A 26714-nucleotide genomic window follows, 5' to 3' on the forward strand; every position below is an offset into this window, starting at 1 on the left:
TGTCTTGCTCACTACAGCAAACAAGTGGTAAATTAAGCGGTCGTACTTCCAAACCCTTACGGCCCGGCCAATAATTATTTAATAAAACCTGTCAGGTTTTGCCGAAAATATCGCCAATTATACCGTATATTTAGGCTGAGAAGAATTTTATTAAATATCCGATATTATCCAATTATAGCCAGGAGATAATCCTGTTTGGGAATAAGGGAATAAGGCAGCAGACTTGTATGAAGATATTGCATGTAACGGCGGAATGCTATCCAGTAGCAAAGGTCGGAGGACTGGGAGATGTGGCGGGTGCTTTACCCAAATACCAGAAAAAACTGGGACACACGGCAATGCTGGTCATGCCGATGTATAAGACACCATTTTTAAATACCCATCAGTGGGCTGTTGTCCATAAAGGACAGGCCTCGCTTGGAGACTATCATTTTAACTTTACAATTATCAGGGAGGAAGGCCAATCTCTAGGCTTTGATCTCTATCTGGTAGATATTAATGGCCTGCTGGATCGCCCAAAAGTCTATGGCTATCCGGACGATCCCCAGCGTTTTATCGCCTTTCAGACGGCAGTAGCCACCTGGCTGCAGTCCTGGAAATCTTTGCCTGATATTGTCCACCTGCATGACTACCACACAGGGTTACTGCCATTTTATTTTAAACATGGTTACGGATTTAGAAGACTGGAGAATGTCCCCACGGTCTTAACCGTGCATAACGCTGAATACCAGGGCTGGCTGGACTGGCGTAACAGCAGCTGGCTACCGGCTTTTGATGAGTGGAAATCCGGCCTGCTGGAATGGAATAAAACCATTAACCCACTAGCCAGCGCCATTAAAAACGCCTGGGCGGTGACCACCGTCAGCCCTAGCTATCTGCAGGAACTCCGCTTTCATTCCAATGGGCTGGAAGCGCTGTTTGAGTATGAAAAGGGCAAATGCAGCGGCATATTAAATGGAATAGACAGCGAACTATGGAACCCCCAAACAGATGGCTTACTTGAGCATCATTATCATGCCAAAACGGTAACAGCTGGCAAACGGGCTAACAAAAAAGCAGTATCCGAAAATTTTGGCCTGAATCCCGATAAACCACTATTTACTTTTATTGGCCGATTAGTAGGGGAAAAAGCGGCTGATTTATTGCCAGATAGTCTGGCGGCCTTTCTCAGAGAGCAAAATGGCGCTGCTAATGTCATTGTTCTTGGCAGTGGTGAGCCGGAAATTGAAGCCGGACTGCAGGGCCTCAAAGGCTATTTTCCGGCAAATTATGATTTCTATAAAGGCTATAGCGAACAACTCAGCCATGCGCTCTATGCAGGCGCAGATTTCCTCTTAATGCCCAGCCGGGTGGAACCATGCGGACTAAATCAGATGTATGCCCTCAGATACGGCACGGTTCCGCTAGTCAGACGAACAGGGGGGCTGAGAGACACCATTACGGATATAGGAGACAATGGCAACGGCCTTTGTTTTGATCAGGCCAGTATTGGCGATATCCTGATGACCATGAACAGGGCCATGGATCTGTATGCACAGCCTAAAAAAATGGAGGCGCTGCGTTTTAAAATGATGCAGATCGATCACAGTTGGGAAAAGACCGTCTCGCAATATATTGACCTCTATCAATCATTGATTGACCAAAATAAACAATCTCGCTAAATAAGGCGAATACAATCTAACTATAATTTTCTAAATCCCTTAAAACACACCAATATGAGCTTTGATTCCGATAAAGTCGTAGCCGTCATTTTAGGTGGCGGTGCTGGTTCTCGCTTGTACCCCTTGACAGCCACGCGCTCTAAACCAGCTGTACCCATAGCCGGTAAATACCGGCTGGTGGATATCCCCATTAGTAACTGTATGAACTCCGGTATTTATAAAATGTTCGTACTGACCCAGTTTAACTCAGCCTCCCTGAATAAACACATTAAAAACACCTATCATTTTAGTGCCTTCAGTAAAGGCTTTGTGGATATTCTGGCGGCAGAACAAACGCCTGAGAGTTCTGAATGGTTCCAGGGCACCGCCGATGCGGTGCGTCAATCACTCAGACACCTGCAGAACCAGGATTATGAATATATTCTGGTGCTCAGTGGAGATCAGCTTTATCAGATTGACTTCAAAGATATGATCGAAAAGCATATTGAAAACCACGCAGAAATCTCTATCGCCACCATTCCTGTCAATGCCAAGGACAGCGGCGGGTTCGGCATTATGAAAACAGATCATGATGGAACGATCACTTCTTTTATTGAGAAGCCCACTGCGGACCTGCTGCCAGATTGGATCAGCGATACTGGTGCACAAATGCAGGCACAGGGCCGGGATTATATGGCTTCCATGGGCATCTATATCTTTAATAAAAGCATTATCGGCCGCTTACTACTTAATGTGCACCCAAGCGCCAAAGACTTCGGGAAAGAAATTATACCGGCAGCCATTGGCAATTACAGGGTCAGAAGCTACCAATATGATGGCTACTGGACAGATATAGGTAATATTCACTCCTTCTTTGAAGCCAATCTGGATCTGACCGAGGATATCCCCTCCATCAACCTTTATGATGCCGCTATGGCGATTTACACCCGCCCGCGCATGCTTCCGGCGGCTAAACTAAATTCTGGTTGCGTAAAATCCTCTGTTATAGCAGAAGGCAGTATTATCCTGTGTAAAAGCATTGAGCAGTGTATCGTAGGCATCCGCTCCCGTATCGGATTTGGGACCGAATTGAAAAAATGTTATATTATGGGTAATGATTATTATGACACGCTGGCACAGATCAATGCGCAAAAGGAATCTGGCCTGCCCCCAACCGGTATAGGTGAAAACTGTCATATCGAAAATGCGATTGTAGACAAAAACGTCCATATTGGCAATAATGTAACCATTATTGGCGGACCAGAACTGCCAGATCAGGATCATGAGCTCTATACTGTTAAAGACGGCATAGTGGTCATCAAAAAAGGCAGTTATATCTCTGATAATTTTGTCCTGAAATAACCATTAGTGTAAAGTTTTTTACACAGAGCAATTAATGATAAAAAAGTGAAGCCCGCCGTCAAAGAAGACTGACAGCGGGCTATTTTTTAGGTATTCAGGTTTAAGCCAAGTTTCTCAGATTCGCAATAACAGCAGGTTACGGCCCTTTATTACTTGTGCTTTGTGCACATGTCCGGTATTCGGATATAGGTGTTCATATTGATTTTTTATTATGAAGGTTGTGTGCTACTAATTTTTCTGTTTATTTAAGCCCCTGACTGCCCTCTTTGGGCAGTCAGGGTTTCCTTTTCTTTATTTTTTATTATAACATGGCGTTTTGGATAATCATCTGCCCGTTTTTACCCCAATCATTTAAACGGCCATGTAGCTTTTCATATAATGCCTTACGTGTCATAGTCTCCGTTTTCCTTTTACCCTTGGGTGCTACAAGGTTCGTTGGATCTACTGCCGGGCTAACAGAAACCTTGGTGGCAAACCAGGTCATATGCTTATGCGGAAGGGCCAGCCCCAAAATCATTCCAGGCAGACCGGTAAAAGACTCCGGACCTCCGCTGGTGGGGATCATATCCGTATAAAAAGCGACCACATAAATGGAGTCCATTACAATGGCATTAGCCCTTCTACACTGAAATCCGGCAATATTTCTGGTTTCATCTGTGATCTTCCACCGAATCTTTCTAAGTGTATCTGCAATTAGAAAACTCTCGTCGTAAATATTTTTATAAGCCACCGATTTTGCACTGTCCAAATTGGTATATATCTGATTATTACCGGCTGCAGATAACAAAAACTCCATCATTGGAATCTTTGGAGCGTCTGTTTCTACGGGTGTATACAAGGTTTTATTCCCATTAAAAGCCAGATTAAAAGTAAGGACAGCGCTATGTGGCTGGCTGCTTTTTTCGTAAGCTTCCACCATTTTGGCTCCCCAGACATTATCATCCCCCATATTCTCCTTCATTATGGCCAGCACATTGGTGGTCTTTTCAAAAGTGATATTGCCCTGATTTAAGAATAAGGCATTCTGACTGATGGCCTGACTGGATAATAGGACTACCAGTACTATTGCCATTAAATTATATATAAAATACTTTTTCATTGTTTTCTATTTACGCTTTAAACATTAAAGGTTCCGCTCTTTATCATTATTTAACCACACTACCAGCGCCCTCTGCCTTTTTACCGGCCCCCATTTTATTGAAATCCCAGGTTAGGGACAGCATAAAATACCGATGGATGGTGGTGTAATAGGTTTGGGAAATATTGTTATTGTAAGCGTTTCTGGTGAATCCTTTGTTCTGATCTAAAAGATCGTTCGCCTCAAATTTTAAAAGCAGGCTCTCATCTTTTAAGAATTTCTTACCCAACCAGGCATTCCAGATCGTTTGTTTGCGCGCATCAAAGCTTTGGGTTGCCCCCTGATAGTCATAATTCAGGTCGGTATGTATCTGGAATTTGGCAGGCAGGAAAAAGTCCAGATCCGGGCTTATGGTATAAGACCAATAATTGTTGTCAATCTGACTTTGCAAAGTGGAGGAATTTGAGTTGTATCCGCCTCTTAACCGGATGGAACAATCCAATACTTTTTCTTTGTACTTACTTAAACGAAGTCCGGCTGAGTAATTATTAGACTTTGTCACGTTCATTTCTGAATTGGTATAGTTGACATATTTATTTCCACTGATATTTAAATCGGAGGACAGATTCATATCCCAGAATTTTAGTTTTCGACTATAGAAAATACTACCATTATAGTTAGTGGTGCTTTGGTTCAGATTCTGATACTGGTATACACTCTTTCCTGAATCCAGATCGGTGGTCACATTGGACACGATCGGATTGCTCACAATGGAATAATTACCATAGAAGCCCATATAGCGCTGATTGAGTACTTTAGAACTAAAATAACTGGCATTAATGGAACTCCTGAACGATGGTTTCAGATCTGGGTTACCGATATAGACATTTTGGATATCGCTGTTATTTTGCACCGGCTGCAACTGCGTGATACTGGGTTGCGTGGTACTGCCATAATAACCGATCCTCATGGTTCTTGTGGAAGAGAATTTATACTGGAAGCTCGCTGAAGGATTCCAATTGATGAAATCTCTTTTTAATTCTTCACTCGTATATTCATTTGTCTGGGTGTAGTTTACTGCAGACAAATTGGTACCGGCGCTGATCTGGATTTTATTATCCTTGTACGCATAGGCAGCGCCCCCGACATGAGCAAACTGATCAAATAAATAATGGTTACTATAAGTTTCGTCTAACTCTGTATATCCAGCATCCCCCTTATTAAAACTTTTAAGGTCAGAATTTGAGTTCACACTATTGATGCCATAGTTGACAACAACAGAGGATTTTGTACTAAGCGGTTCCGTATACGTCGCCTTGATATCCAGATTATTACTTTTTGAATGACTGGTCTTAAACTGATCTGTGATCTCTGAGTCCGTCATTTCATTTTCTTTATAATAATCATATTTAGAATACAGGTAACCAGAGATATCACTGTTTTTATTGTATTCACTCAGATTGACCGTAAGTGCCCTACCTTTTTTATGGAACTTCTGGGCCCAGAAGGCATTCATCTGAAAGGCTTTATCGTGTCCATCATTGTTAATATTGCGATTTCCTCTATTGACCACCGTGTCTCTGTCAATGCCCCTGTCAGCAGCCGTACTATAACTATCATGCGTGGAGTTATTGGAAAGACTACCTCCCGCATTGATTTTAAGTGTAGCCATGGAGTCAATTTTAAGCTCATAGGCAGCGTCTAGTTTTTGACGAAACAGACTCTTTTTAAAATCGTCATTGGTATGCGTATATAGCACGCCATCCGGCAAATTACTTTGTAAATCTGTAGAATTATTTCCTTTGACGCTCATGCCGCCTATTTTATAATTCAGGTTCAAAAAGTCCTTGTCCTCATTCCATTTGGTATCATAATGAACACCGCCTGAATTCACAATTGGGATGCCGTGTCCATCATAATTGCCATTCCAGGAGGACAATGCATCATCTCCACTACCACCAGAGATCATAATACCACCACCGTCCATAATCTGGACATTATTGCCGGATACGCCATATTTCATCTGATCCTGGAAGCCCAATCCCATTTTACCCGTATTGGCAAAGGTACCGTATGCGGCAAATTTACGTTTACCTTTAAAGTAATTAAACATGCCCTGTGTACTGTAAAAATCGTCTGTACCAACACCAGCAGATAATTTACCAAAATAGCCGTTCTTTTTATCTTCTTTAAGCTTAATATTAATGGTTTTTTGTTTTTGACCGTCATCAATTCCGGTCATGGCGGCCTGATCACTGGTCTTATCAAATAACTGGACTTTATCCACCATATCCGCCCTTAGGTTTTTGGTCACCAGCGTCGGGTCATCTCCAAAGAATTCTTCGCCGTCTACCAGCACTTTTTCTACCGTTTTGCCCTGAGCCGTAATCTTACCATCCTTATCCACCTGAATACCAGGCAATTGTTTTAATAAGTCTTCTACATTCGCATTGGGCTGTGTACGAAAACTATCCGCATTGAATTCCGTGGTATCTCCTTTAAAACGAATCGCAGCAATTTGCTGGCGCACAATGACATCTTCTAATAGATGCGCCTTTTCTACCAAGGTAATGGCCCCGATCTTTGCCGGACTTTCGTTTGTAATGTGCAATTTCTCTACATAATCAGCAAATTCAGGATAAGTGACCAATAATACATAGTTACCGGTATCTACATTTTTTAAGGAAAACGCACCATCCTTATCTGTCCTGGCAAACTGATTCATGATAGAATCTTTGGCTGCCAGTAATAAAACAGCGGCGTTTTTCATGCCCTGATGGGTCGAGGTGTCCACTACCTTGCCCGTAATGTTTTGAGGTGATTGCGCGAATGCCTGCATAAGCAGTAGCAAACCTGATGCGATTAGCAGAAGTCTTTTTCTCATGTACTTATTTTGCGTTAAACGAACCAATCCAACAATTAAAACTAATTTATTAGTTACAAATATATGTTTTTAGTAGACAAATAAAATGTTAACTTCAGCAATAACCCTTCAAAATCAGTATGAACGGTTATATATCTGGATGAAAAGAAATTCTCTTTGCTGACAAGGCGACTGCCATATTAAAAATTTATGTCATAATTGGTGAACTGTCTCTGTCATGACTGCCATTTTTGCATAATATAAGCGGTGGCATGGTGATTGACATACCGTTACAGAACAAAAAAGTAAAAAATAAAAATCATATAATATGGGCAAAATAATAGGAATTGACCTAGGAACAACCAACAGTTGCGTTGCCGTAATGGAAGGGAACGAACCTGTTGTAATCGCCAATGAGGAAGGACGTCGTACGACTCCATCCGTTGTTGCGTTTTTGAAAAACGGAGAAAGAAAAGTAGGTGATCCGGCAAAACGCCAGGCAATCACCAATCCGCAGAATACAATTATGAGTGTGAAGCGTTTTATGGGACGTAAGTTTGATGAAGTCTCTAATGAAATCTCTCACTTCAGCTATAAGGTGGTCAAGGGTGATAACAATACGGTAAGGGTTGATATTGACGGTCGTCAATATACCCCACAGGAAATCTCTGCCATGATTTTGCAGAAAATGAAAAAGACTGCCGAAGATTATTTAGGTCAGGAAGTAAGCGAAGCAGTGATCACTGTTCCTGCTTATTTTAATGACGCACAACGTCAGGCAACTAAAGAAGCCGGCGAGATTGCAGGATTGAATGTTCGCCGTATTGTGAACGAACCTACTGCTGCTGCCCTGGCTTATGGCCTGGACAAAGGTGGCAAAGAACACAAAATCGCCGTATTTGACTTAGGTGGTGGTACATTTGATATCTCTATCCTGGATCTGGGTGATGGTGTCTTCGAGGTAAAATCTACCAATGGTGATACCCACCTGGGTGGTGATGACTTTGACAAAGTCATTATGGACTGGTTGGCCGATGAATTTAAAAATGATGAGGCAATCGACCTTCGTAAAGATCCAATGGCTTTGCAACGTTTAAAAGAAGCTGCTGAAAAAGCAAAAGTCGAATTATCCTCTTCTTCTGAGACAGAAATCAACCTGCCTTATATCACTGCAGTGGATGGCGTACCCAAACACCTTGTCAAAAAACTGACTCGTGCCAAATTTGAGCAGTTAAGTGACAGTTTATTTGAAAGATGCCTGAAACCTTGTCAGGCAGCCTTAAAAGATGCTGGTTATACAGCAGCTGATGTGGATGAAGTCATCCTGGTAGGTGGTTCTACGCGTATCCCTAAAGTACAGGAAATCGTTGAAAAATTCTTTGGCAAAAAACCCAATAAGGGTGTAAATCCTGATGAAGTTGTAGCGGTAGGTGCTGCTATTCAGGGGGCGGTTTTAACCGGAGAAGTGAAAGATGTATTACTTTTAGATGTCACCCCGCTTACCCTGGGTATTGAAACCATGGGTAGTGTAATGACGCCTATGATCCCTTCTAATACTACGATTCCTTCTAAAAAAACAGAAGTATTCTCCACTGCCAGCGACAATCAACCTGGCGTACAGATCCATATCCTGCAAGGAGAACGCTCCATGGCCAAGGACAATAAGAGCCTGGGGGTATTTAACCTGGACGGCATCCCCCCTGCTCCAAGAGGGGTACCGCAGATCGAAGTAACTTTTGATATAGATGCCAATGGTATCCTGCATGTCAGCGCGAAGGATAAAGGCACCGGTAAGGAACAGAAGATCCGTATTGAAGCCGGTAGCGGTCTGAGCAAAGAAGAGATCGAAAAAATGAAAAATGAGGCAAAAGCCAACGAAGCAGCCGATAAAGCTGAACGTGAAAAGGTAGATTCTATCAATAAAGCAGACAGCCTTATTTTCCAGACCGAAAAACAATTAAAAGAGTTTGGCGAAAAGATCCCTGCTGAGAAAAAAGCACCGATTGAAACGGCGCTGAACAACCTGAAAGAAGCACATAAAACCCAGGATATTGCCGCCATCAATACAGCGATGGAAGGACTGAATACCGCCTGGACCGCAGCTAGTGAAGATATCTACAAATCCCAACAAGAAGCGGGTGCAGCTCCGGGAGCTGACGCTGCTCAGGGTGCTGCAGGTGCCGATCAAGGTCAGCAAACAGGTGGCGATGATGTGACAGACGCAGAGTTCGAGGAAGTAAAATAAGCATAAGTTAATGCGATAAATCGCTATTTAGCAATAAAAAAATCGCAGTCGGGGAAAATATCATTCCTGGCTGCGATTTTTTTATGCGTATTCAATAGCTGAGGGATGCTACAGTATTGCTTTTCTGATTCTGAGCAGTTTTTCCAGCAAAGGCTCCAATAAGTCCAGCTGCAGCATATTGGCACCATCACTTTTAGCCACTGCAGGGTTGGGATGGGTTTCAATAAATAAGCCATTGGCACCAGCGGCAATGGCTGCCTTTGCAATGGTTTCTATCATCTGCGGATTACCGCCGGTAACACCTGTAGTCTGATTGGGTTGTTGTAAGCTATGTGTGCAGTCCATAACGACTGGTACGCCAGTTTGCTGCATCACTGGGATGTTACGATAGTCTACTACCAGATCCTGATAACCAAAAGTCGTACCTCTTTCTGTCAGCAACACCTGGTCATTGCCCGCCGCTTTAATTTTTTCTACAGCGAATTTCATGGAAGCGCCGCTTAGAAACTGGCCTTTTTTAACATTTACGACCTTGCCTGTCTTCGCAGCTGCCTCTAAAAGTTCCGTCTGCCGGCAAAGAAAGGCTGGAATCTGCAACATATCCACATACCCAGCTGCCATAGCGGCTTCGGGCGCTGAATGGATATCAGATACGGTCGGTAGTTTATACTTTTCAGATACTGCTTTAAGCATTGTCAGCGCCTCTATATCTCCTATACCTGTAAAAGAGCTTGCGCTGGTGCGATTAGCCTTCCTATAGCTGGCTTTAAAAATATAGGGGATTTCCAGTCGCTTGCAAACCGCCGATACCCTGGAAGCGACTTCATCGAGTAATGAGGCTCCTTCTACAACGCAAGGACCGGCAATTAAAAAGAAATGATCAGGATGATATTGCTGGCCACTTACCAGCTTATCCATAAATGAGGTTGTATTTACCATATCAAACGTTTGTTTTATTTTGTTCAGATATGCGAACTTACGTCAAAGTTTTGTTTTCTTTGTGGTTCGAAAATAAAATACCTTCGTATATGGATATAGATACCGAAAAGATACTGGTTATTGGAGCCGGTGGACAGATTGGCGGTGAGCTGACATTAGCATTGAGAAAGAAATTTGGTGGTGCGCAAGTATTGGCCTCCGATTTAAGGGAGGAAAGCCCGCTGATTAAAGGAACAGGGCCATTTACCACGCTGGATGCCTTAAACAAAGAGGCCATGCACCAAATTGTAAAAGAGCATGGTATAACGCAAATCTACCATCTGGCTGCTGTATTATCGGCCGTAGGAGAAAAACAGCCCTTAATGGCTTGGAATATTAACATGACCGCACTTTTAAATGTACTGGAAATTGCCAAAGAGGAGCATTTAAAACGTGTCTACTGGCCCAGTAGCATTGCTGTATTTGGACCCAGTTCTCCAAAAGACAACTGTCCGCAACAAACCATCGTAGAACCAACAACGGTTTATGGAATCAGTAAATATGCCGGCGAATCCTGGTGCAATTATTATTTTGAAAAATACGGGGTGGATGTACGCAGTATCCGCTATCCTGGCATCATAAGCTACAAGGCAGCGCCAGGAGGGGGTACCACCGATTATGCGATTGATATCTTCCACAGTGCCCTCAAAACAGGCACCTACACTAGTTTTTTAAAGCAGGATACCTATCTGCCCATGATGTATATGGAGGATGCTATCAGAGCCACTTTGGAGCTAATGGATGCCCCATTAGAAAACATTAAAACCCACAGGTCTTATAACCTGGGCGCCATCAGCTTCTCTCCCAACGAAATTGCCGCAGAAATCAAAAAGCATCTGCCTGAATTTACCATTGAGTACCAACCGGATTTTCGCCAGGCGATTGCAGACAGCTGGCCTGCTTCTATTGATGATAGTGAAGCCAGAAAAGACTGGGGTTGGGAACCTGAATTTGACCTGGCTAAAATGACTGCGGATATGTTGAAAAATGTAAAACCATAACAGGGCATTTATAGGCGAAGTGGCTTCTTAGATGACTAAACGCCTATTTGTCCCATATAACAAGCCGTAAAAAGACAAAAATCCCCTACTTTAATAAAGTCCCTTGAATAAGGGCTTGTTAAAGTAGGGGATTTTTCTATATACTTATAGCTTAAAAAATAACGGCGTTACTTAGGCTAACTGGTCGTTATTATTAATGCCTGAAGTGACGCTGACCGGTAAGAACCATGGCCAGATTGTTTTCCTTACAATATGCGATACTGTCTTTATCACGAATGGAGCCTCCTGGTTGAATGATCGCTTCGATACCTTCTGCATGCGCCAATTTAACACAGTCATCAAAAGGAAAAAACGCATCAGAAGCCAGAACGGCGCCATGCAGGTCAAAATCAAACTGTTTCGCTTTTTCAATACTATGACGAAGGGCATCTACCCTGCTGGTCTGGCCGCAGCCTTTGCCCACAAGCTGTTTATTTTTAATCAGCGCAATGGCATTGCTTTTCAGGTGTTTGCATACCAGATTGGCAAATGCCAGATTTTCTTTTTCCTCCTGCGTGCATTCCCGCCCACCGACTTCTTCCCATTTGTCGAAGTTGCCTTTATCGATGTCTTGTACGAGTGTGCCGTTGAGTATGGATTTAAAGGATGTCTTAGCTAAAGGGGCATCCGGCTTAATCTGCAAAATGATCCTGTTCTTTTTTGCTTTTAATATTTCCAGCGCCTCCGGTTCAAATGCTGGCGCAATCAAAACTTCAAAGAAAATCTCACTGATCCCGTCTGCGGTGGCCTTATCTACAGTTTTGTTAGTGATGATCACACCGCCAAACGCACTCTCGGGATCGCCAGCCAGTGCAGCGTCCCAGGCTTGTTTTAAGGTGGGTCGAATAGCGATTCCACAGACATTGGTATGCTTAAAAATAGCAAATACTGGTTCTTTTTCCTCTTTAAATTCCAGGGCCAGCTGTACCGCGCCGTCAACATCCACCAGGTTGTTATAAGAAAGCGCTTTGCCATTTAACTGTTCAAATACCTCATCCAGGTTACCATAGAAGCTACCTTGCTGATGCGGATTCTCTCCATAACGCATTACCTGCTTGTCATTAAGCGTTTGCAGGATGGTACCATTAAAGAAATTATTGATGGCAATATCGTAGTTCATAGCCACTTCAAAGGCTTTGGCCGCATAAGATCGACGCTGTTCTAAAGTGGTGGCACCTTGCTGTGCTTTTAATAGGTCAACCAGTCCGGCATAATCTGCTTTGTCAGAAATGACCACCAAGTCCTTATAATTCTTGCCTGCAGCCCGGATCATAGAAGGCCCCCCTATATCAATTTTTTCAATAATCAGCTTTTCCTCACTAGTTTGTTTTAGTGTCTGTTCAAAGGGATACAGGTCTACGATCACCAAGTCGATTTCCGGAATTTTAAATTCCTTCATTTCCGCAAGATCCTGTTCATTATCTCTTCTGGCAAGAATGCCGCCAAATACGCAAGGATGCAAAGTCTTGACACGGCCACCCAAAATAGAAGGAAAATGAGTCAGGTTTTCTACCGGTACGCAGGCAATACCTTGCTGTTCAATAAATTTCTGTGTCCCACCTGTGGAATAAATGGTGACATTTTGTTCATGCAGCTGCTGAACAAGCGGAGCCAGTCCGTCTTTGTAGAAAACGGAAATCAGTGCAGACTGAATTTTTTTTTGCATATGATTTGATTTGCGGCAGTTTTTATAGAGATAAGCTGCCAAAAGAATGATTAACGATTAGGGCACAAATTTACAATGTATACCGGGTATTACAAGGGGCAATTTTCCACAACAATCAATTCTGCGGTGCAAAACTCAGGCTTTGAGTTAAGTCATCATCGTATTGCCCAATTTAAGCCATCCTAAGCTGACTTCTGGCGATGACTTTGAACAATGACTTTGAACAATGACTTTCAACAATGATTTTCAACAATGAATAAGGCCCTCCAATTGGAGGGCCTTATTTATATTATTATTAATCTCTAAAATCTAATTTGCTATGACTATTTATGTCTATCTGATATTAGGTATCGGACAGGCTTTCATTGGACAAATCACTACCTGAAATTATTCGAAGTCTTGAAATTCTGTAAGGATTCACGATTCTTATTGATTTTAAAGAACCAACTGATTCATTATAATCCTATAATCCAGTCACTCCGTGTTCAATCTCAGTCAACTTTTGAATCCGATTAGATTCTGAAGTGAGAGAACGCTTTATTTGCGTCAGCCATACGGTGTGTATCTTCTTTCTTTTTGAAAGCAGCACCTTCACCCTTACTGGCAGAAATAATTTCATTGGCCAGTTTATCCGCCATGGTTTTACCATTTCTTTCCCGGCTGAAACGGATTAACCATTTAATGCTCAGGGAAATTTTACGATCAGGACGAACTTCGATTGGAATCTGGAAGGTTGAACCTCCGATTCTGCGGCTGCGAACTTCAACAGATGGGGTAACATTTGCTAAAGCTTTTTTCCAGATTTCATAACCATCTTCGTTAGTGGTTTTGGAAACCTTATCTACAGCATCGTAAAAAATTTTGATAGCCGTACTCTTTTTACCGCTCCACATTAAGTTGTTTACAAAACGGGTAACCATTTTGTCATTAAAACGAGCGTCGGGCGCTAATGGGAGCTTTTTGGCTTGGGATTTTCTCATTATTTATCTAAAATCTGCTGTTATTCAATTATTTTTTAACCTTTTCCTTCTTGGCACCGTATTTAGAACGGCTCTGTTTACGGCCTTTAACACCAGCTGTATCCAGACTACCGCGTACGATATGATAACGTACACCTGGCAGATCTTTTACCCTTCCACCACGAATCAGAACGATGGAGTGCTCCTGCAGGTTATGGCCTTCACCCGGAATATAGGCGATTACCTCAATTTTATTGGTCAGACGAACCTTAGCTACTTTACGCAGGGCAGAGTTCGGCTTTTTAGGTGTAGTGGTGTAAACACGTGTACAAACACCACGACGTTGAGGACAAGCGTCTAATGCTCTGGATTTACTCTTGGCTTTGATTGTCTCGCGGCCTTTTCTTACTAATTGTTGTATTGTAGGCATTCTAAATACTTAATATTTTTTTTACGGATTGCAAAGGTAGGTATATTATTCAAACAATTCAAAATTTTATCAAAATAATATTGCTTCGAAAATATCCACACCTGTGTATATCTGTATTTTAAGTCTTGGTGCAAATTTACATAAAAGCTACCTTATTATATATATGAACTGCACATTAATCAAAAAAACAATCCATAATACTTATACCTGCTTGATTATAAGCAGTTTACCTTATGTATTTTTAGATTTAGGTCATATTTTAAAGAAGAAGGGTCCGCAAACTTAAAACCACTTGAATCCGGTGTAATATCCCCATAACCTTCCACCAGATAATCAGCAATTGGTTTAAATGCCACTTCCCTTCTGCTAGTCATTCCTTCTGCACTAAATTGATAATCAGCCAGGAGTATTGAATCCTTTAGGACGCCCTCCAAGGTGCCGATATTTCGATCTTTTTCATGCAGTTGGTAGCGCATTGATCCAGTAAATTTGCTGGAATCCAGCCAGTTAATAGAAATGACAATCGTATCTCCCCTTTCCATCAAATTATAACACTGCCGCTCTCCTTTCTTATGAGGTGGTACTTGTTTAGCATCTTTTTGCTGGGAATCAGCTGTTTGACTATTTTGGTTGTTGCAGCCAGCTGCAATCATCAATATGGATAGACAGCCCGCTGCCAGTAGCTTGGAGTAATTGTATTTTCCGGGAATGGATATATGCATTGCTATGGTATGGTATGGGGGTGAGAGAATGTTTAATGTAAAAGCTAACGCAATTTAAGGCACCCAGAGGTAAAAATACAATTTTACCTGGGAATTCTCTAAGTAAACCATCCTGCGCAATAGCCCAAAGCTAAGTTGAACGATTCATATCTTACTATTTAACTGAAATTGCGCTTATAAGAGGCTTTTATAGTACACAAAAGCACAATTAACGTTTCGTATCCCCTGCATTAGTCTAGCTTCGTGTTCTCTTTACTCCACTTGAACGCAAATCAAGGCATCATAAGCAAGAAGTAGATTGCAGGCATCACCATTTATCCTTTCTTAAAAAAATAAATTCATGTACAAAAAATTATATAACACAGGAACAATGTTGGTCATCCTATGGATCGTAGGATATCTTCTTTTGGGCTTGGGAGGTTATTTTCACTTATTGATTCCTATTTTTATAGGTCTGTTTGTCGTTAGCGAAAATCAGAGAATGCGCAAACTGAAGGTCGTAAAGGCTTAAAAGCAACAATCGCCTTACCGGTTGTAATAATCAATAAGGCTTTTTTGTGAACCAGCTCATTGCTGGCAAGGTCGTGTTCATTTGCTTAAAAACAATGACGGGTGCTTTATAGCACCCGTCATTGTTTTTAAGCAAATGCCAGATTTAAAGCCCTGCTTCTTAATGTGCTAACCGCAACCCAAAATTTATTATTTTGCAGGCTGTAATGATCATTTCTCAGCAGCAAATTATTTAACAAACCGATGTTAGGACTCAAATTAACCACCGATCCCAGATGGGCCAATATTGCAGAAGGCAATCTTTCCGAGATATTAACGGACCACGCCTGGTGCGAACAAAAGGCGGCAACCAATGCTATTTCTTTGATTGCCAATAACTCAGAATATCCTGACCTGGTGAAGGCATTAACGGAGGTTGCCATGGAAGAGCTACAACACTTCCAGATGGTCACCCAACTGATCTGGGAAAGAGGGTATACACTCGGCAGAGAGAGAAAGGATGATTATGTGGGCCAGTTGATGAAATTTTGTAAAAAAGATGGCAGTCGCAATGCTTCTTTTATTGAACGCCTCTTATTTTCTGCCATGATTGAGGCCAGGAGCTGTGAAAGGTTTAAATTACTTTCCACAAACATTAAAGACCCGCAATTAGCAAAGTTCTATTATGACCTGATGGTTTCTGAGGCGGGGCATTATACCTTATTTCTAAATTTTGCCCGTAAATATACCGTAGACATAGATGTTGACAAAAGATGGCAGCAGTGGCTTGAGTTTGAATCTGTTCTGATTCAGTCATATGGCAAAAAGGAACATATTCACGGATAGTCTTTCCTCTTTTTCCTTTTTCCTTTTTCTTCTTCCCTTTTTCCCATTGTACTAATAATCTTTAAATTAAAGTGCGCCAAAATCTTAACTCAGGATTTCTGGCGCACTTTCTTATTTAGTTTAATCTGGCCCCTTTTCTGATCTAATTATTACAGGGCCTGCCCCATTAAGGGATCTGTCTTGCTGGCTTTTCCATCTTCCACCCTGCCTGCATACTGACAAATGATGCCGGATTTGGGATCGTGAATGGAGAAATCATACCAACCATAGCTCTTTTTAACGGGCCAGTGGATAACAGCATGATCTTTTGCCAGCAGCGTTAACGGTCTGCTTGGATTCCCATAACTATTGTCTTTCAATGTCAAATGCAGGGTTTCTTCGGTTGGATTTTTAATACTGATATCAAAGCCCTTCCCCGGTTTTGCATCATTTAGGTAAACAATACTGATTTCTGGCAGATAAGCTGCTTTTGTTTTTTCTGCTTTCCAGACCCTTAAAAAGCCGTTAGGCCCATGTAACTGGAGATTAAAATGATCCCCTTGCCAGTTGTCCAAGGACCAGTTATCCGTTAACCGATCGGCCGCTTTTACAGAATAATTACGTACTTTAAAATCTTCGGGGCTTCCTTGGCAGTAAGCTGCAAATGGTGATCCGGCCGATTGATCACCGAACAGCCTGTCTGCTGCCTGCATCTTTAAAATCAAGGCTCCTTCTTCTCTATTAAAATGAAGGTCAGCGTACAACTCATAGGGAAGTGGACAGGCGTTACGAATCCCAGGTTCCTGTTTGGGCTGGTAGGGTGAACTTTGCGGTTCCTGATTTAGTTTTACTATATCCTGATCTCCCATCAGGTGAAACCCGTCCGGGACCTCTTTGTCCTTTGCCTGCTGAATACTCCCTAAAAACGCATCTCTTTCTATAAAGGGCAGTTTACTCTCTTTGCGGTTAAAGGGCCGAAATACGGAGTGCAAATTGCCACACATAGCCCTGCGCCAGCTGCCGATATTTTCTTCCTTGATTTCTCTGCCCGTCTTTTTGGATAGCCAGGATTCTATTAATTGCAAAACAGAGGTATGATCAAAAATCTGAGAGTTCACCCAACCACCTCTTGTCCAGGGTGAAGCAATCATAAGAGGCACCCGATACCCCAAGCCCACGGGGCTCTGCCTGGCATAAGTTTTACGCCGCTCTCCTACTCTTAATATATCCTCTTCCAGGCTAACGAATTCATTTTCGATATCAAGTCCTTCTGAGGCCAAGCCGGTGGTCTTATCTTTGGGATTGGGGGCTACAAAAGGTGGAACATGGTCATAATACCCGTCATTTTCATCATAGGTCAGAATAAAAATCGTCTTTTTCCAGATTTCTGGGTTACTGGTTAGAATATCCATCGCCTCAGATACATACCAGGCGCCATACCAGGGTGAGCTGGGATGATCAGAAAATGCCTGTGGGGCAACCAGCCAGGAAACAGCCGGTAAGTCCCCGGAGCGCACATCTTTTCTGAACTGGTAAAAAACGTCTCCCTTAGGTGCCTTCATTTGTTTAGATTTGCCGCTTTCATTATCTGTATATCGGATGGTATCCACCTGGTGATAGCAGGGATCACCAGCATTTATGGTAAAGGCTTTATTATGCAGGTTTTGAAGCTTTTGGGGTAGTTTTTTAAATGCTTCTGGGCTGTATTTTTCCACGGCCACTTTGGCATAGGATAGACTTCTTTCCATCTGGGCTATCTTCCTTTCCATTTTTTGTAATTCAGGCCCTGATAACTGATTTGACTTTTCCTTCGCCTTTTCAATTTCACCAGGCAAAGTCTTTAGATCCTGCAATACTTTGTTATAATGACCGGGGCTATAGCGGATACCATGCTGTTTAAACCATTCCAGTGGGTTATCTGTAAAGTTACCGAGCCAGAAATCCGCTGTCCCATTCATGCCATTATCCAGACTGACATCATTTTGGTAAACTTTCCAGGAAATGCCGGCCTCTTCCAATCTTTCAGGGAAAGTCTGCCAATCTGCTTCATTTGCGTAGTCTACATTTTCATTATCCACATTGGCCTGATTATTTTTCCCACCTCTTAATTTGCCGGTAAAGAAAAATAAACGATTGGGCGTAGTGCCGGTAAGGGAGGAACAAAAATGCTGATCGCACACTGTAAAGGCATCAGCTAGTGCATAATAAAAAGGGATATCCTCTCTGGTGTAATGCCCAAGGGTCAAGGGGAGATTGCGATATTGTTTAATTCCCGATCTTTTAGCAATCAGCCATTTATCAAAACCTCCATTATTGCGGGCATCTGTTTGATTGGTCCAGGAATGCGGCAAATTGCCCGTCCAGGTGGATCTTGTCTTTTTAATATCCAATCTAAAAGGTGCATAGGTCTGCCCCTTTTCATCCGTTTGCATCCAGACTTTATTGCCAATAGGTGTAGTGACCACTCTGGGATCATTATAACCCCTAACGCCCTGCAATGAGCCCAGCAGATGATCAAAAGAACGATTTTCTTGCATGAGCAACACAATATGTTCTGCATCCATAAAGGTGCTTCCTTTTTCAGGATCTATTTCTAAGGCTCTTTTGATAGAAGCCGGAAGTGCCGACCATACACCAATGGCGCCCCCAGCATTCCTGCCTTTTTTAAAAACTCTCTTCTTGTATCCATGTTTGTTTTAATATTTTATTCAAATGCCATGTTTAAAGAAAACGCCTTGCTTTCACAAGGCGTTCAATATACATTCTATCCATTAATTTGCCTGCAATTTTAACAAGGCGCTTCTGGCCAGTTTATTTTAAAATCCACATCAGGTTATTTACATTATCGTTGCCACCAAACTGACTCTGAATGGCTGCCGCCACATTCTCTGCATTATGGTCCAGTTCATTTTGTGGATACAGCCATCTTTTAGGGAACCCTGTATTTGGCTGATTTTGATTGGTAGCCGTATTGAGTTTAAATACTGGATAACCGGTACGCCGGTTTTCAAACCAGCCATTGTTATTCGCATCTTGCATAAAACCAGCGATATATTCCTGGGTTATAATCTGTTCAATTTGCTGTTCAGTCGTTCCTGTCAATTTAACGGTTGGCAAAAAACTAGTGATATATTCATCTGTTATTGGCATACCATGCGTATACTTATCACCTGTATTTGCTTTAAGGAAGTTCATGTTGGCCCGAATCCCATTTTCAAAATATGTTTCGGCATCTGAAGCAGGTAACCAGCCCCTGACGGCTCCTTCTGCAAGCACAAATTGTAATTGCCAGTAATTAAACAGGCCTACAGGCTCTGCATTAAAGAGATCCACGTAACGATTATTGACATCACAAAAAAGGTCATTATCATGTGCAAGTTTCACCTGATTGATTGGATCAGAGGCCTCTACTCCCACATAAGCATTATAGTCATCTGCGCCCAGCCCGCCTGCTATCTTGGCCGCAGCTGGTTCTGCAAAATAAAAAAGACGCCGATCCTTTGTTGTTTTCAGTGGTTCAATCAGATTTCTGCCAATGACCGGATAAATCACAAAGGAGTTCACCTGCACCGGCGTATTGGACCAGGGATAGCAAAGTCCACCTGCATTCTGATAAGTCACTGCAAAGTTATCATTAATTGAACTCATCAGATTTCTGGTAGTAGCTATTGTTTTAAAACGTTCCTTTACTTTTAAATCCGGATCATCTGTATGTTTATAGAGTTGTATCAGTACATAAAGTTCAAAACTATTGGTGAGTTTCTGCCACTTACTAACATCTCCATCGTAAATAAAATCCCCTTCAAAATTAGCGCCTTTCCCAAATAACATGTTCGCACTGTCCAGCTCATTTAAAATGCCGGCAAAGACCTCCTTCTGACTATCATATTTCGGCTTAATGACGCCATCTGACTCTCCTTTAATGGCCTCGCTATAAGGAATATCTCCAACAGTCATTGTCGTATAAAAAAACTCCCAGGCACGGATAAAATGCCCCAATGCTTCATATGAGGGTTGTGTACCATCCGTCAGATCCGCGGCATAGTCCAGCATGACCGGCACGTTTCTTAAAACTTCCAGTCTGTCAAAATCTGTTCTCCCAATCTTATTGTATTGCGAACCTTCCTGCTGTTCGGTCCAAAGTATAGATTTATCCATCATAAATGGCTGCATAAAAGTCTTAGTCCCACTTATGTCAGAGGACGTGATAGAGGCAATCATACTGGTTGCCAGCGCAGCAGCACTGGTACTGGTTGACTTGTCCGGATTGGTGTTGATTTCATCAAAATTTTTGGTACAGCTACCCAGCAGTAATCCGGCGGCCAAAAATATAAATATCGTTTCTGATATGTATTTAAATATTGTTTTCATCTTGTGTTTTTACTTTGTTTAATAATCAATCAGGCAATGGTGGATTAGAATCCTATACGGATATTCACACCAATCATGCGCTGTGATGGGGCGTTCAAATCTTCTCCGTCATTATCAGGATCGGAGTACTTGAACCCGGTGAATAAAAACAGGTTTTGTGCAGTAAGGGATAAGGAAGCATTTTTAATGCCGGTTTTCTTCCCAAACCATTTTTCTGTAGGGACTTTAAATCCTATAGAGAGTTCTCTTACTTTAACAAAGGTCTCATCGAAATAACCATGATTACCACCACCTGAGAGGGATTGCTCATAGTCCTGATAACCTACTTCTACGTCATTTTTAGCGTATTTTCTGGTATCACTGGTAATTCGACCATATTTATCATAACTCACTTCGCCGGATACGATTTTCACGCCTTGTCCCACGTAGTTGTTCTTTCCGTTAACCACCTGGTCATAACGCCATTTGGTATCGGTCTCAGGACTGGCCCCTGTTTCAAACATATCATCCCAGATATCATCATACATGATACCTCCAATACGGCCATCAATATTCAATCCGATAGAAATGCGCCCTATTTGGAAATCATTGATCCATCCAAAGGAGAAATCAGGGTCACCATAGCCAATTTTAGACTGATAATCACTCTCTACTGGAAATCCAGATTCGTGAATGATATTGCCCTTTGGATCCCTTAACCAGTCATAGATTAGGTAGCTATCCACCCTGGCACCTTTTTTTGTCCAAAGGTTATCGGAGGAATAAACAGGATCCAGTTGTACATAATATCTATGCTGTTTAGAGTAGTTTAAGGTTGAATGCCATTCAAAATTCTGATGTTTGATAATTGACCCATCTACCGTGATTTCCAATCCACGGCGTGCAACTGTCTCATCGGTATTGACCAGCGTTGTCTCAAAACCAGAGGCCTGTGAAATATCTACTGATTGTTGTCTATTATAATACAGTTTGCTATAATAGGCAACATCAAAGTGCAGTCTGTTATTCAACAAATAGGCTGCCGTCCCAAACTCCCAGGTTCTGGTAGAGGAGGGCAATAAATCTGAAGGAAGCAAAGAGTTGGGATAGCTGGAACTGGTCAACCCCCAAGAAGAACCAATTCCATATAAACGGTTGGTCGCATAAACGCCTGCCATGTCCTTATCTACCGCCCAGGATCCCCGGAGTTTCCACATATTTACCACCCTTGGCAGATGAAAAAATTCTGAAAGAATAAGGCTGGAGGAAACCGAAGGATAAAAATAGGATCGTTCTGAAGCGGGTTGTGTGGAGCTCCAGTCCTCTCTGGCAGTCAAATCAACAAAAGCAGCACTTTTCCAGTTTACAGAGGCTTTCCCATACAAACTATTCACCTGTTTTTTCCAGGTTCCATAGTAATTGGTAATGGAGTTTACCCCGACTGCAGTAGAAGGAATAGCGTTGGCCAATGAGTACCAACCCGGTTCCTGCAGTCCATTGGCCGTTTTAGCGCCAAATTCTCTATCCTTATAATAATAGATACTACCACCACCCAAGGCGTCCAGTCCAAAATCGCCGAATTTCTTATTGTAGGTCAGGATCAGATCACTGTTGAGACTATATCCCCACATTTCATTCATGCCATACATCCCTTTGCCATTCCAACTCCAGGAAAACGATCCGCCACTGGAACCCCCTCTGGTGGAATTAATCCCTGCCGGATTACGTACGGTTTCTTCGTTGCTGTAATAATCATACCCATTACGAAGCATCAATTTAAGGTCCTTGGTAAAATGATAGTTGGCCACCAGACTTGCATTGAGCTTATTTTGCTCCAGTCCATCGAGCTTTTCATTGGCAATCAAATATGGATTATCATACCAGGCCTTATACAACCAATTCTGCTTAACATTTGGTGTAACCCAATAATCCTTGTAATCTCTTATATCGTAATCAGGACCCGTCCAGACGAGTATCTGGTATAAATAGCCTTGCGCATTATAGCCCCTTCCCCAAATCTGCGGAGCGGTCTGACGGGTATATCCCATATGTCCTTCTAAATCAAATTTGTCGCCCATTTTGATCTGGCCGCTCATCGTATAATTAATGATATTCAAATTCTCATTAGGAAACTGTCCCTTGTTATAAACATGGTTAAGTCCGGCTCTAAAATAGCCATTTTCTCCGCTTTTGGTAACACTGATATTATTACTGGTGACTATACCTGTCTGCATAAAATTCTGCAGGTTATTTTTTCCACTTGATACAAGTGGCATCATTTCTTCCTGTTTAGTCTTTGGATTCCACTGGATGGCAGAATCACCAATATCCAGTTTTGGCCCCCACACATAATCTGTGGATATCTTGCCATTTTGGCCATGGGCATAAGATGTCTGCACTTTAGGGATGGCAAGGTAACCCAAATTAAACATTGTATTGCTGTTGATCGTTACTGATAAGCCGCCATTTTTTGTACCTTTTTTAGTGGTGATCATAATCGCGCCGTTAGACCCTCTGGAACCGTATAAGGCAGCAGCAGTGGACCCTTTTAACACACTCATTTCTGCAATATCATCAGCTGGGATATCCCTAAGAGACACATTTCCATAAGGCACCCCATCAATTACCAAAAGAGGGCTCTCTCCTCTTAATTGAATATTGGGCGTCTGATTGAACTCCGTGGAGTTGCGAACAACTAACCCTGCAACATGGCCGGTCAGTGATGTCCCGATATCCACCCCTTTTACCGTCTGAACCTCATCACCGCCTACTTTCTGAACGGCATATCCAAGTGCCTTTTCCTGGCTTTTAATCCCCAGGGCGGTGACGACGATATCATTCATCTGATGGGGTTGTTCAGTCAACTGGATCGTAATTTCCGTTTGATCACCAACAGAAATCTCCCTGGTTACGTACCCTATAAAACTAACGACTAAAACTGCCGTTTTGGGGTTTTGCAGCTGTATGGAAAATTACCTGCCCCGTCCGTAATTGCGCCTTTCCCGGTTCCTTTTACCAGGATAGCAACGCCATTTAACGCGACGCCAGCTCTATCCGTTACATGCCCTTTTAAAGTTGTTTGCTGTGGCACTTCCGGCGTAACAACTTCATTTTGAGATGGACGCTTGAACTCCCGGCGGACAAAAATCGTTTTCTTCTTAATAACAAAAGCTAATCCCTGCTGACTAAGTATTTGTGTAAGGGCGGCTTTTAACGGTTGTTTGGTCAAGTTCAGTGAGGACAATTCTTTTCCTTGAATATCAGCATTTTTATAAAAAAAGCTATATCCAGTTTGTTGCTCTATATTTAAGAAAGTTTGTTTTAAACTAATAGAGGATGCATGCAGGGTCACTTCCTGTGCATAACCTTTGGCCTGCACCTGAGTCAGCGCAAACAATAACATAATAATAGTCAGTCGCATGACGAGTAAAATTTGACGGGAATGAACCACCTTCCGTTGTACTATCAGATGGTGGACAGTATTTTTTTCCATACTTTTGTAAGAGTTTGAAGTTAAAAATTCGGTTTTCACACACAGAATGGTTAATTTTAGACTTTATGGCCGGATTGTGTTCGCAGCACCTCCGGCTTTTTTGTCTTTTTCATTTTTATGTTTTTTTCATAGCTTGTTTAGTTTTCGATTATTATTGTTCTTTTATTTTTATCAATTTTAAAATGCATTTTTGTAAACTGCAGGCCATCTAGTAATTCTTGCAAGTCAAGGTTCCGATCTATACGCCCAGTAAACCTTTCTAAATCAGTTTCACCCTGTTTATTTAAAAAGGAGCCACTAAAGGCGATATCAACATCGTACCACCTTGAAAGCTGTCGCATAATTTCTTTGACATTCGCGTTGTGAAAGGCAAAAAATCCAGATTTCCAGGCCAATATCTGATTTAAATCCGCCTTATAGACGGACATTTCTCCATGACTTGTTTTAGCTAATTGTCCCGGAACCAGCTTTATCATTTTTATTCCACTCGAAATATTTACGGAACCTTCCACCAGCGCAGTTTTGGTTACCGATTCATCACTATAAGCCTTAACATTAAATTTCGTTCCTATATCTTCTATCAATTGATCTTTGACCTTTACCTGAAAGGGATGTTGCTCATTATGCTTTACCTCAAAATAAGCTTCTCCGCTTAATTCTACAGTCCGGTTGTCTTTATCAAAGACGGTGGGAAAGCGTAGGCTACTAGAAGCATTGAGCCAAACTTTGGTTCCGTCAGGCAATTCTATCTGAAATTGTCGGCCCCTAGGTGTGTTTAACGTATTATAAAGTACCTGGGCGCCGGCAGTACTCACATTTGTAAATTTAGCAGCATCTTTATTTTGTAAAATTGAAAGCCCTCCTATATGCAAATGATTCTTATGCCCATTACCTAAAGCGACTTTTGCCCCACTACTTAGTGTAAGGATAGCACCAGAGGAACCGGGAACAATCGGTGTGATTCTATGGTAAGTGGGCAGAGTATCAGCCGTATTGGAAGGCATCTTGTTTTTTTGAGCTGAATGATTACAAAACTACCCAAGCCAATTAATAGGGCAATAACTGCTGCACTGAGACCATGCTTTTGCCAAAAGGCAAAGGAGAAATGAACCGATAATTTGTGGTCCTTCTTTTTTCCTGTATTTGAATCTTGCGATCCCATCTCACCTGCCTGTTGGTCCAAATTATTTTGCTCGTTAGGATCATTCAACTCACTGCTTGTCAACGACGTCTGCGAATTGTTAGCTGGTCTTACCAGACCACGAGATTTATGTAAGGCGTTCAATTTCTGTAAAAAGCGTTGTAAGGCTTCCTCCTTAAAGGCATCTGAAAGGCTTTCAATGTCAATATCCTCCTTTTCTAAGGCAGATAACTCCAAATCCATTTGCTTATCAAGGGCTTCCAGACACAAAGGTTCCTGCAGGCCAAGTTCCAGCAATTCCAATTCTGCTGCACTTAAAGGTGCCCCTTGGTTATAGCGAATAACTAATTCAATTAATAAATGAATTTCTTCGGCCCCCATCAATTTTAAAAATATTTCGTTATTAACGACAGATGTCATTTAAATAGACGAATGGTTGTTAAAAAAGGATAGGTGCAATTATGACTTTTTTTTAAAAAAAGAGGGAAAAAAAGAAAATAAATAAAAAAAGTTCACTTTCATGGTTTTTCAAAAAACGGCTTAGCGCTTGAAATGCCGCTGCCGCATGCCACTTTACCGTAGGCATGGATACTTCCATTTCCTGGGCAATTTTAGCGTATGACCAACCTCTTTCTTTACTAAGGGTGTAAACCCTACGTTGTTGGGGAGATAGATGATTAATCGCTGCTGATAAAATGGCTTCTCTGCCTACACGTAAGCTCAATTCTGTATTTTGCAGTACGCTGGGCTCCACACCTTGTTGAACTTCACAAAGCTGTTGTTGGTATTTTTTATAAAGTACTTGCCTCCTGATTAAATCAATGAGCTCATTTTTTACGCTCCGATGTAAATAGGATGCAATATTATTGATGTGTTTTAATGTCTCTTTTTTTTCCCAGCATTTTAAAAAAACCTGTTGGATAGCATCCTCAGCCTGACAACGATCTTTGGTATATTTTAGGGCAAAAATGAATAATTTAGGAAAGTAGAGTTCAAACAGGCGCCCAAAAGCCATTGCGTCACCATTACTGGCGGCGTACCATAATTCAATTTCAGGAACTGTTTGTTGCTTCATTAGGATAAACCAAAAGTGTTAACGTAAAATTAAGTAAAAAGAATCAAATTGACTTCAGTTGAAAATCATGCAACCGTTTGCTCTACTGCTATCCTATTCATTATCATCAAAATATTTTGTTTGTTTTTATTCATTCACTTGTCATAGACAAGCCACATATTATCAATAAGGATAATACTATCCATATTTTATTTACTATTTTCAATAGTGATGTCGTGATTATTTTCCATTGTCAATACACCTCTGCAGCTTTTTTAAAATGGTACAATCAAGGTATAAACCTCCATAAAAATAATTGTGCAGAAAACTTAGAATATTTTATTTCCTGCCCCTAATTTGATTTAACAACTATTCTTTT

At 41.7% G+C, this 26714-nt stretch carries 19 protein-coding genes; 5 read left to right on the plus strand and 14 right to left on the minus strand.

Annotated elements, in window-relative coordinates:
- Positions 1-227: 227 nt before the first annotated feature.
- Entirely contained in the window at positions 228-1661 is a 1434-nt protein-coding gene (locus FSB73_RS01000) for a glycogen synthase (RefSeq protein WP_146779758.1), read from the plus strand.
- 54 nt (positions 1662-1715) lie between these two features.
- Positions 1716-3002, plus strand: a complete 1287-nt coding sequence (locus tag FSB73_RS01005) for a glucose-1-phosphate adenylyltransferase (RefSeq protein WP_146779759.1) — start codon at positions 1716-1718, stop codon at positions 3000-3002.
- A 301-nt stretch (positions 3003-3303) separates the two neighbouring features.
- Here the strand turns inward: FSB73_RS01005 and FSB73_RS01010 are convergent, their stop codons facing one another.
- Both FSB73_RS01010 and FSB73_RS01015 read right to left on the minus strand, forming a co-directional pair.
- Positions 3304-4101 carry a GLPGLI family protein gene (locus FSB73_RS01010; protein ID WP_225974344.1) on the minus strand — a complete coding sequence of 266 codons (798 nt, stop codon included), beginning with the start codon at positions 4099-4101 and terminating at the stop codon, positions 3304-3306.
- Positions 4102-4147: 46 nt separating this feature from the next.
- Positions 4148-6964 carry an outer membrane beta-barrel family protein gene (locus FSB73_RS01015; RefSeq protein ID WP_146779760.1) on the minus strand — a complete coding sequence of 939 codons (2817 nt, stop codon included), beginning with the start codon at positions 6962-6964 and terminating at the stop codon, positions 4148-4150.
- Positions 6965-7271: 307 nt separating this feature from the next.
- Between FSB73_RS01015 and dnaK the strand changes: the two genes are divergently transcribed.
- Positions 7272-9188 (plus strand): molecular chaperone DnaK, encoded by a 1917-nt coding sequence (dnaK, locus tag FSB73_RS01020; protein ID WP_146779761.1) that lies wholly within the window; start codon positions 7272-7274, stop codon positions 9186-9188.
- A 108-nt stretch (positions 9189-9296) separates the two neighbouring features.
- On the opposite strand, the gene kdsA is transcribed toward dnaK, so the two are convergent.
- Positions 9297-10127, minus strand: a complete 831-nt coding sequence (gene kdsA, locus FSB73_RS01025) for a 3-deoxy-8-phosphooctulonate synthase (RefSeq protein WP_146779762.1) — start codon at positions 10125-10127, stop codon at positions 9297-9299.
- 89 nt (positions 10128-10216) lie between these two features.
- Between kdsA and FSB73_RS01030 the strand changes: the two genes are divergently transcribed.
- Complete coding sequence (locus FSB73_RS01030; RefSeq protein WP_146779763.1) at positions 10217-11167, plus strand: NAD-dependent epimerase/dehydratase family protein; 951 nt, start codon at positions 10217-10219, stop codon at positions 11165-11167.
- 193 nt (positions 11168-11360) lie between these two features.
- Here FSB73_RS01030 and purH read toward each other — a convergent pair whose 3' ends face one another.
- The 4 genes from purH to FSB73_RS01050 all read right to left on the minus strand — a co-directional run bounded on the left by purH (position 11361) and on the right by FSB73_RS01050 (position 14983).
- Positions 11361-12872 carry a bifunctional phosphoribosylaminoimidazolecarboxamide formyltransferase/IMP cyclohydrolase gene (gene purH / locus FSB73_RS01035; RefSeq protein WP_146779764.1) on the minus strand — a complete coding sequence of 504 codons (1512 nt, stop codon included), beginning with the start codon at positions 12870-12872 and terminating at the stop codon, positions 11361-11363.
- 512 nt (positions 12873-13384) lie between these two features.
- Entirely contained in the window at positions 13385-13852 is a 468-nt protein-coding gene (gene rpsG, locus FSB73_RS01040; protein ID WP_146779765.1) for a 30S ribosomal protein S7, read from the minus strand.
- Between the two features lie 28 nt (positions 13853-13880).
- Positions 13881-14261, minus strand: coding sequence for a 30S ribosomal protein S12 (rpsL, locus tag FSB73_RS01045; protein ID WP_091400239.1), 381 nt, complete (start codon positions 14259-14261; stop codon positions 13881-13883).
- A gap of 215 nt (positions 14262-14476) precedes the next feature.
- Positions 14477-14983: a hypothetical protein gene (locus FSB73_RS01050; RefSeq protein WP_146779766.1), complete on the minus strand. Its 507-nt coding sequence runs from the start codon at positions 14981-14983 to the stop codon at positions 14477-14479.
- A gap of 753 nt (positions 14984-15736) precedes the next feature.
- Between FSB73_RS01050 and miaE the strand changes: the two genes are divergently transcribed.
- The gene (gene miaE, locus FSB73_RS01055) at positions 15737-16318 is read left to right on the plus strand and encodes a tRNA-(ms[2]io[6]A)-hydroxylase (protein ID WP_146779767.1); all 582 of its coding nucleotides are present in this window, start codon (positions 15737-15739) and stop codon (positions 16316-16318) included.
- A 149-nt stretch (positions 16319-16467) separates the two neighbouring features.
- On the opposite strand, the gene FSB73_RS01060 is transcribed toward miaE, so the two are convergent.
- The 7 genes from FSB73_RS01060 to FSB73_RS01085 form a co-directional block, all read right to left on the minus strand.
- Positions 16468-18936 (minus strand): phosphocholine-specific phospholipase C, encoded by a 2469-nt coding sequence (locus tag FSB73_RS01060; protein ID WP_225974732.1) that lies wholly within the window; start codon positions 18934-18936, stop codon positions 16468-16470.
- 172 nt (positions 18937-19108) lie between these two features.
- Complete coding sequence (locus FSB73_RS01065; protein ID WP_146779768.1) at positions 19109-20668, minus strand: SusD/RagB family nutrient-binding outer membrane lipoprotein; 1560 nt, start codon at positions 20666-20668, stop codon at positions 19109-19111.
- A gap of 44 nt (positions 20669-20712) precedes the next feature.
- Positions 20713-23613, minus strand: coding sequence for a SusC/RagA family TonB-linked outer membrane protein (locus tag FSB73_RS01070; protein ID WP_225974733.1), 2901 nt, complete (start codon positions 23611-23613; stop codon positions 20713-20715).
- On the minus strand, positions 23580-24179 hold the full coding sequence (locus FSB73_RS23630) for an STN domain-containing protein (RefSeq protein ID WP_225974345.1): 600 nt from the start codon (positions 24177-24179) through the stop codon (positions 23580-23582). Before FSB73_RS23630 ends, FSB73_RS01070 begins: the two co-directional genes overlap by 34 nt.
- 98 nt (positions 24180-24277) lie before the next feature.
- Positions 24278-25144, minus strand: a complete 867-nt coding sequence (locus FSB73_RS01075; RefSeq protein WP_146779769.1) for a FecR family protein — start codon at positions 25142-25144, stop codon at positions 24278-24280.
- Positions 25057-25662: a hypothetical protein gene (locus FSB73_RS01080; protein WP_146779770.1), complete on the minus strand. Its 606-nt coding sequence runs from the start codon at positions 25660-25662 to the stop codon at positions 25057-25059. The genes FSB73_RS01075 and FSB73_RS01080 overlap by 88 nt, the downstream gene beginning before the upstream one ends.
- A gap of 91 nt (positions 25663-25753) precedes the next feature.
- Positions 25754-26356 carry an RNA polymerase sigma factor gene (locus tag FSB73_RS01085; RefSeq protein WP_146779771.1) on the minus strand — a complete coding sequence of 201 codons (603 nt, stop codon included), beginning with the start codon at positions 26354-26356 and terminating at the stop codon, positions 25754-25756.
- Positions 26357-26714: the final 358 nt, after the last annotated feature.

Origin of the sequence: Arachidicoccus ginsenosidivorans, assembly GCF_007971385.1 — a bacterium.
GTDB lineage: Bacteria > Bacteroidota > Bacteroidia > Chitinophagales > Chitinophagaceae > Arachidicoccus > Arachidicoccus ginsenosidivorans.

Excerpts from the sequence above, each read along its gene's own strand:
- FSB73_RS01000 (WP_146779758.1), top strand. The coding sequence starts at position 228 with ATGAAGATATTGCATGTAACGGCGGAATGCTATCCAGTAGCAAAGGTC.
- dnaK (WP_146779761.1), top strand. The coding sequence starts at position 7,272 with ATGGGCAAAATAATAGGAATTGACCTAGGAACAACCAACAGTTGCGTT.
- FSB73_RS01005 (WP_146779759.1), top strand. The coding sequence starts at position 1,716 with ATGAGCTTTGATTCCGATAAAGTCGTAGCCGTCATTTTAGGTGGCGGT.
- FSB73_RS01080 (WP_146779770.1), bottom strand. The coding sequence starts at position 25,662 with ATGGGGGCCGAAGAAATTCATTTATTAATTGAATTAGTTATTCGCTAT.
- kdsA (WP_146779762.1), bottom strand. The coding sequence starts at position 10,127 with ATGGTAAATACAACCTCATTTATGGATAAGCTGGTAAGTGGCCAGCAA.
- purH (WP_146779764.1), bottom strand. The coding sequence starts at position 12,872 with ATGCAAAAAAAAATTCAGTCTGCACTGATTTCCGTTTTCTACAAAGAC.
- rpsG (WP_146779765.1), bottom strand. The coding sequence starts at position 13,852 with ATGAGAAAATCCCAAGCCAAAAAGCTCCCATTAGCGCCCGACGCTCGT.
- miaE (WP_146779767.1), top strand. The coding sequence starts at position 15,737 with ATGTTAGGACTCAAATTAACCACCGATCCCAGATGGGCCAATATTGCA.
- FSB73_RS01050 (WP_146779766.1), bottom strand. The coding sequence starts at position 14,983 with ATGCATATATCCATTCCCGGAAAATACAATTACTCCAAGCTACTGGCA.
- FSB73_RS01010 (WP_225974344.1), bottom strand. The coding sequence starts at position 4,101 with ATGAAAAAGTATTTTATATATAATTTAATGGCAATAGTACTGGTAGTC.
- FSB73_RS01085 (WP_146779771.1), bottom strand. The coding sequence starts at position 26,356 with ATGAAGCAACAAACAGTTCCTGAAATTGAATTATGGTACGCCGCCAGT.
- FSB73_RS01075 (WP_146779769.1), bottom strand. The coding sequence starts at position 25,144 with ATGCCTTCCAATACGGCTGATACTCTGCCCACTTACCATAGAATCACA.
- FSB73_RS01030 (WP_146779763.1), top strand. The coding sequence starts at position 10,217 with ATGGATATAGATACCGAAAAGATACTGGTTATTGGAGCCGGTGGACAG.
- rpsL (WP_091400239.1), bottom strand. The coding sequence starts at position 14,261 with ATGCCTACAATACAACAATTAGTAAGAAAAGGCCGCGAGACAATCAAA.
- FSB73_RS01065 (WP_146779768.1), bottom strand. The coding sequence starts at position 20,668 with ATGAAAACAATATTTAAATACATATCAGAAACGATATTTATATTTTTG.
- FSB73_RS01015 (WP_146779760.1), bottom strand. The coding sequence starts at position 6,964 with ATGAGAAAAAGACTTCTGCTAATCGCATCAGGTTTGCTACTGCTTATG.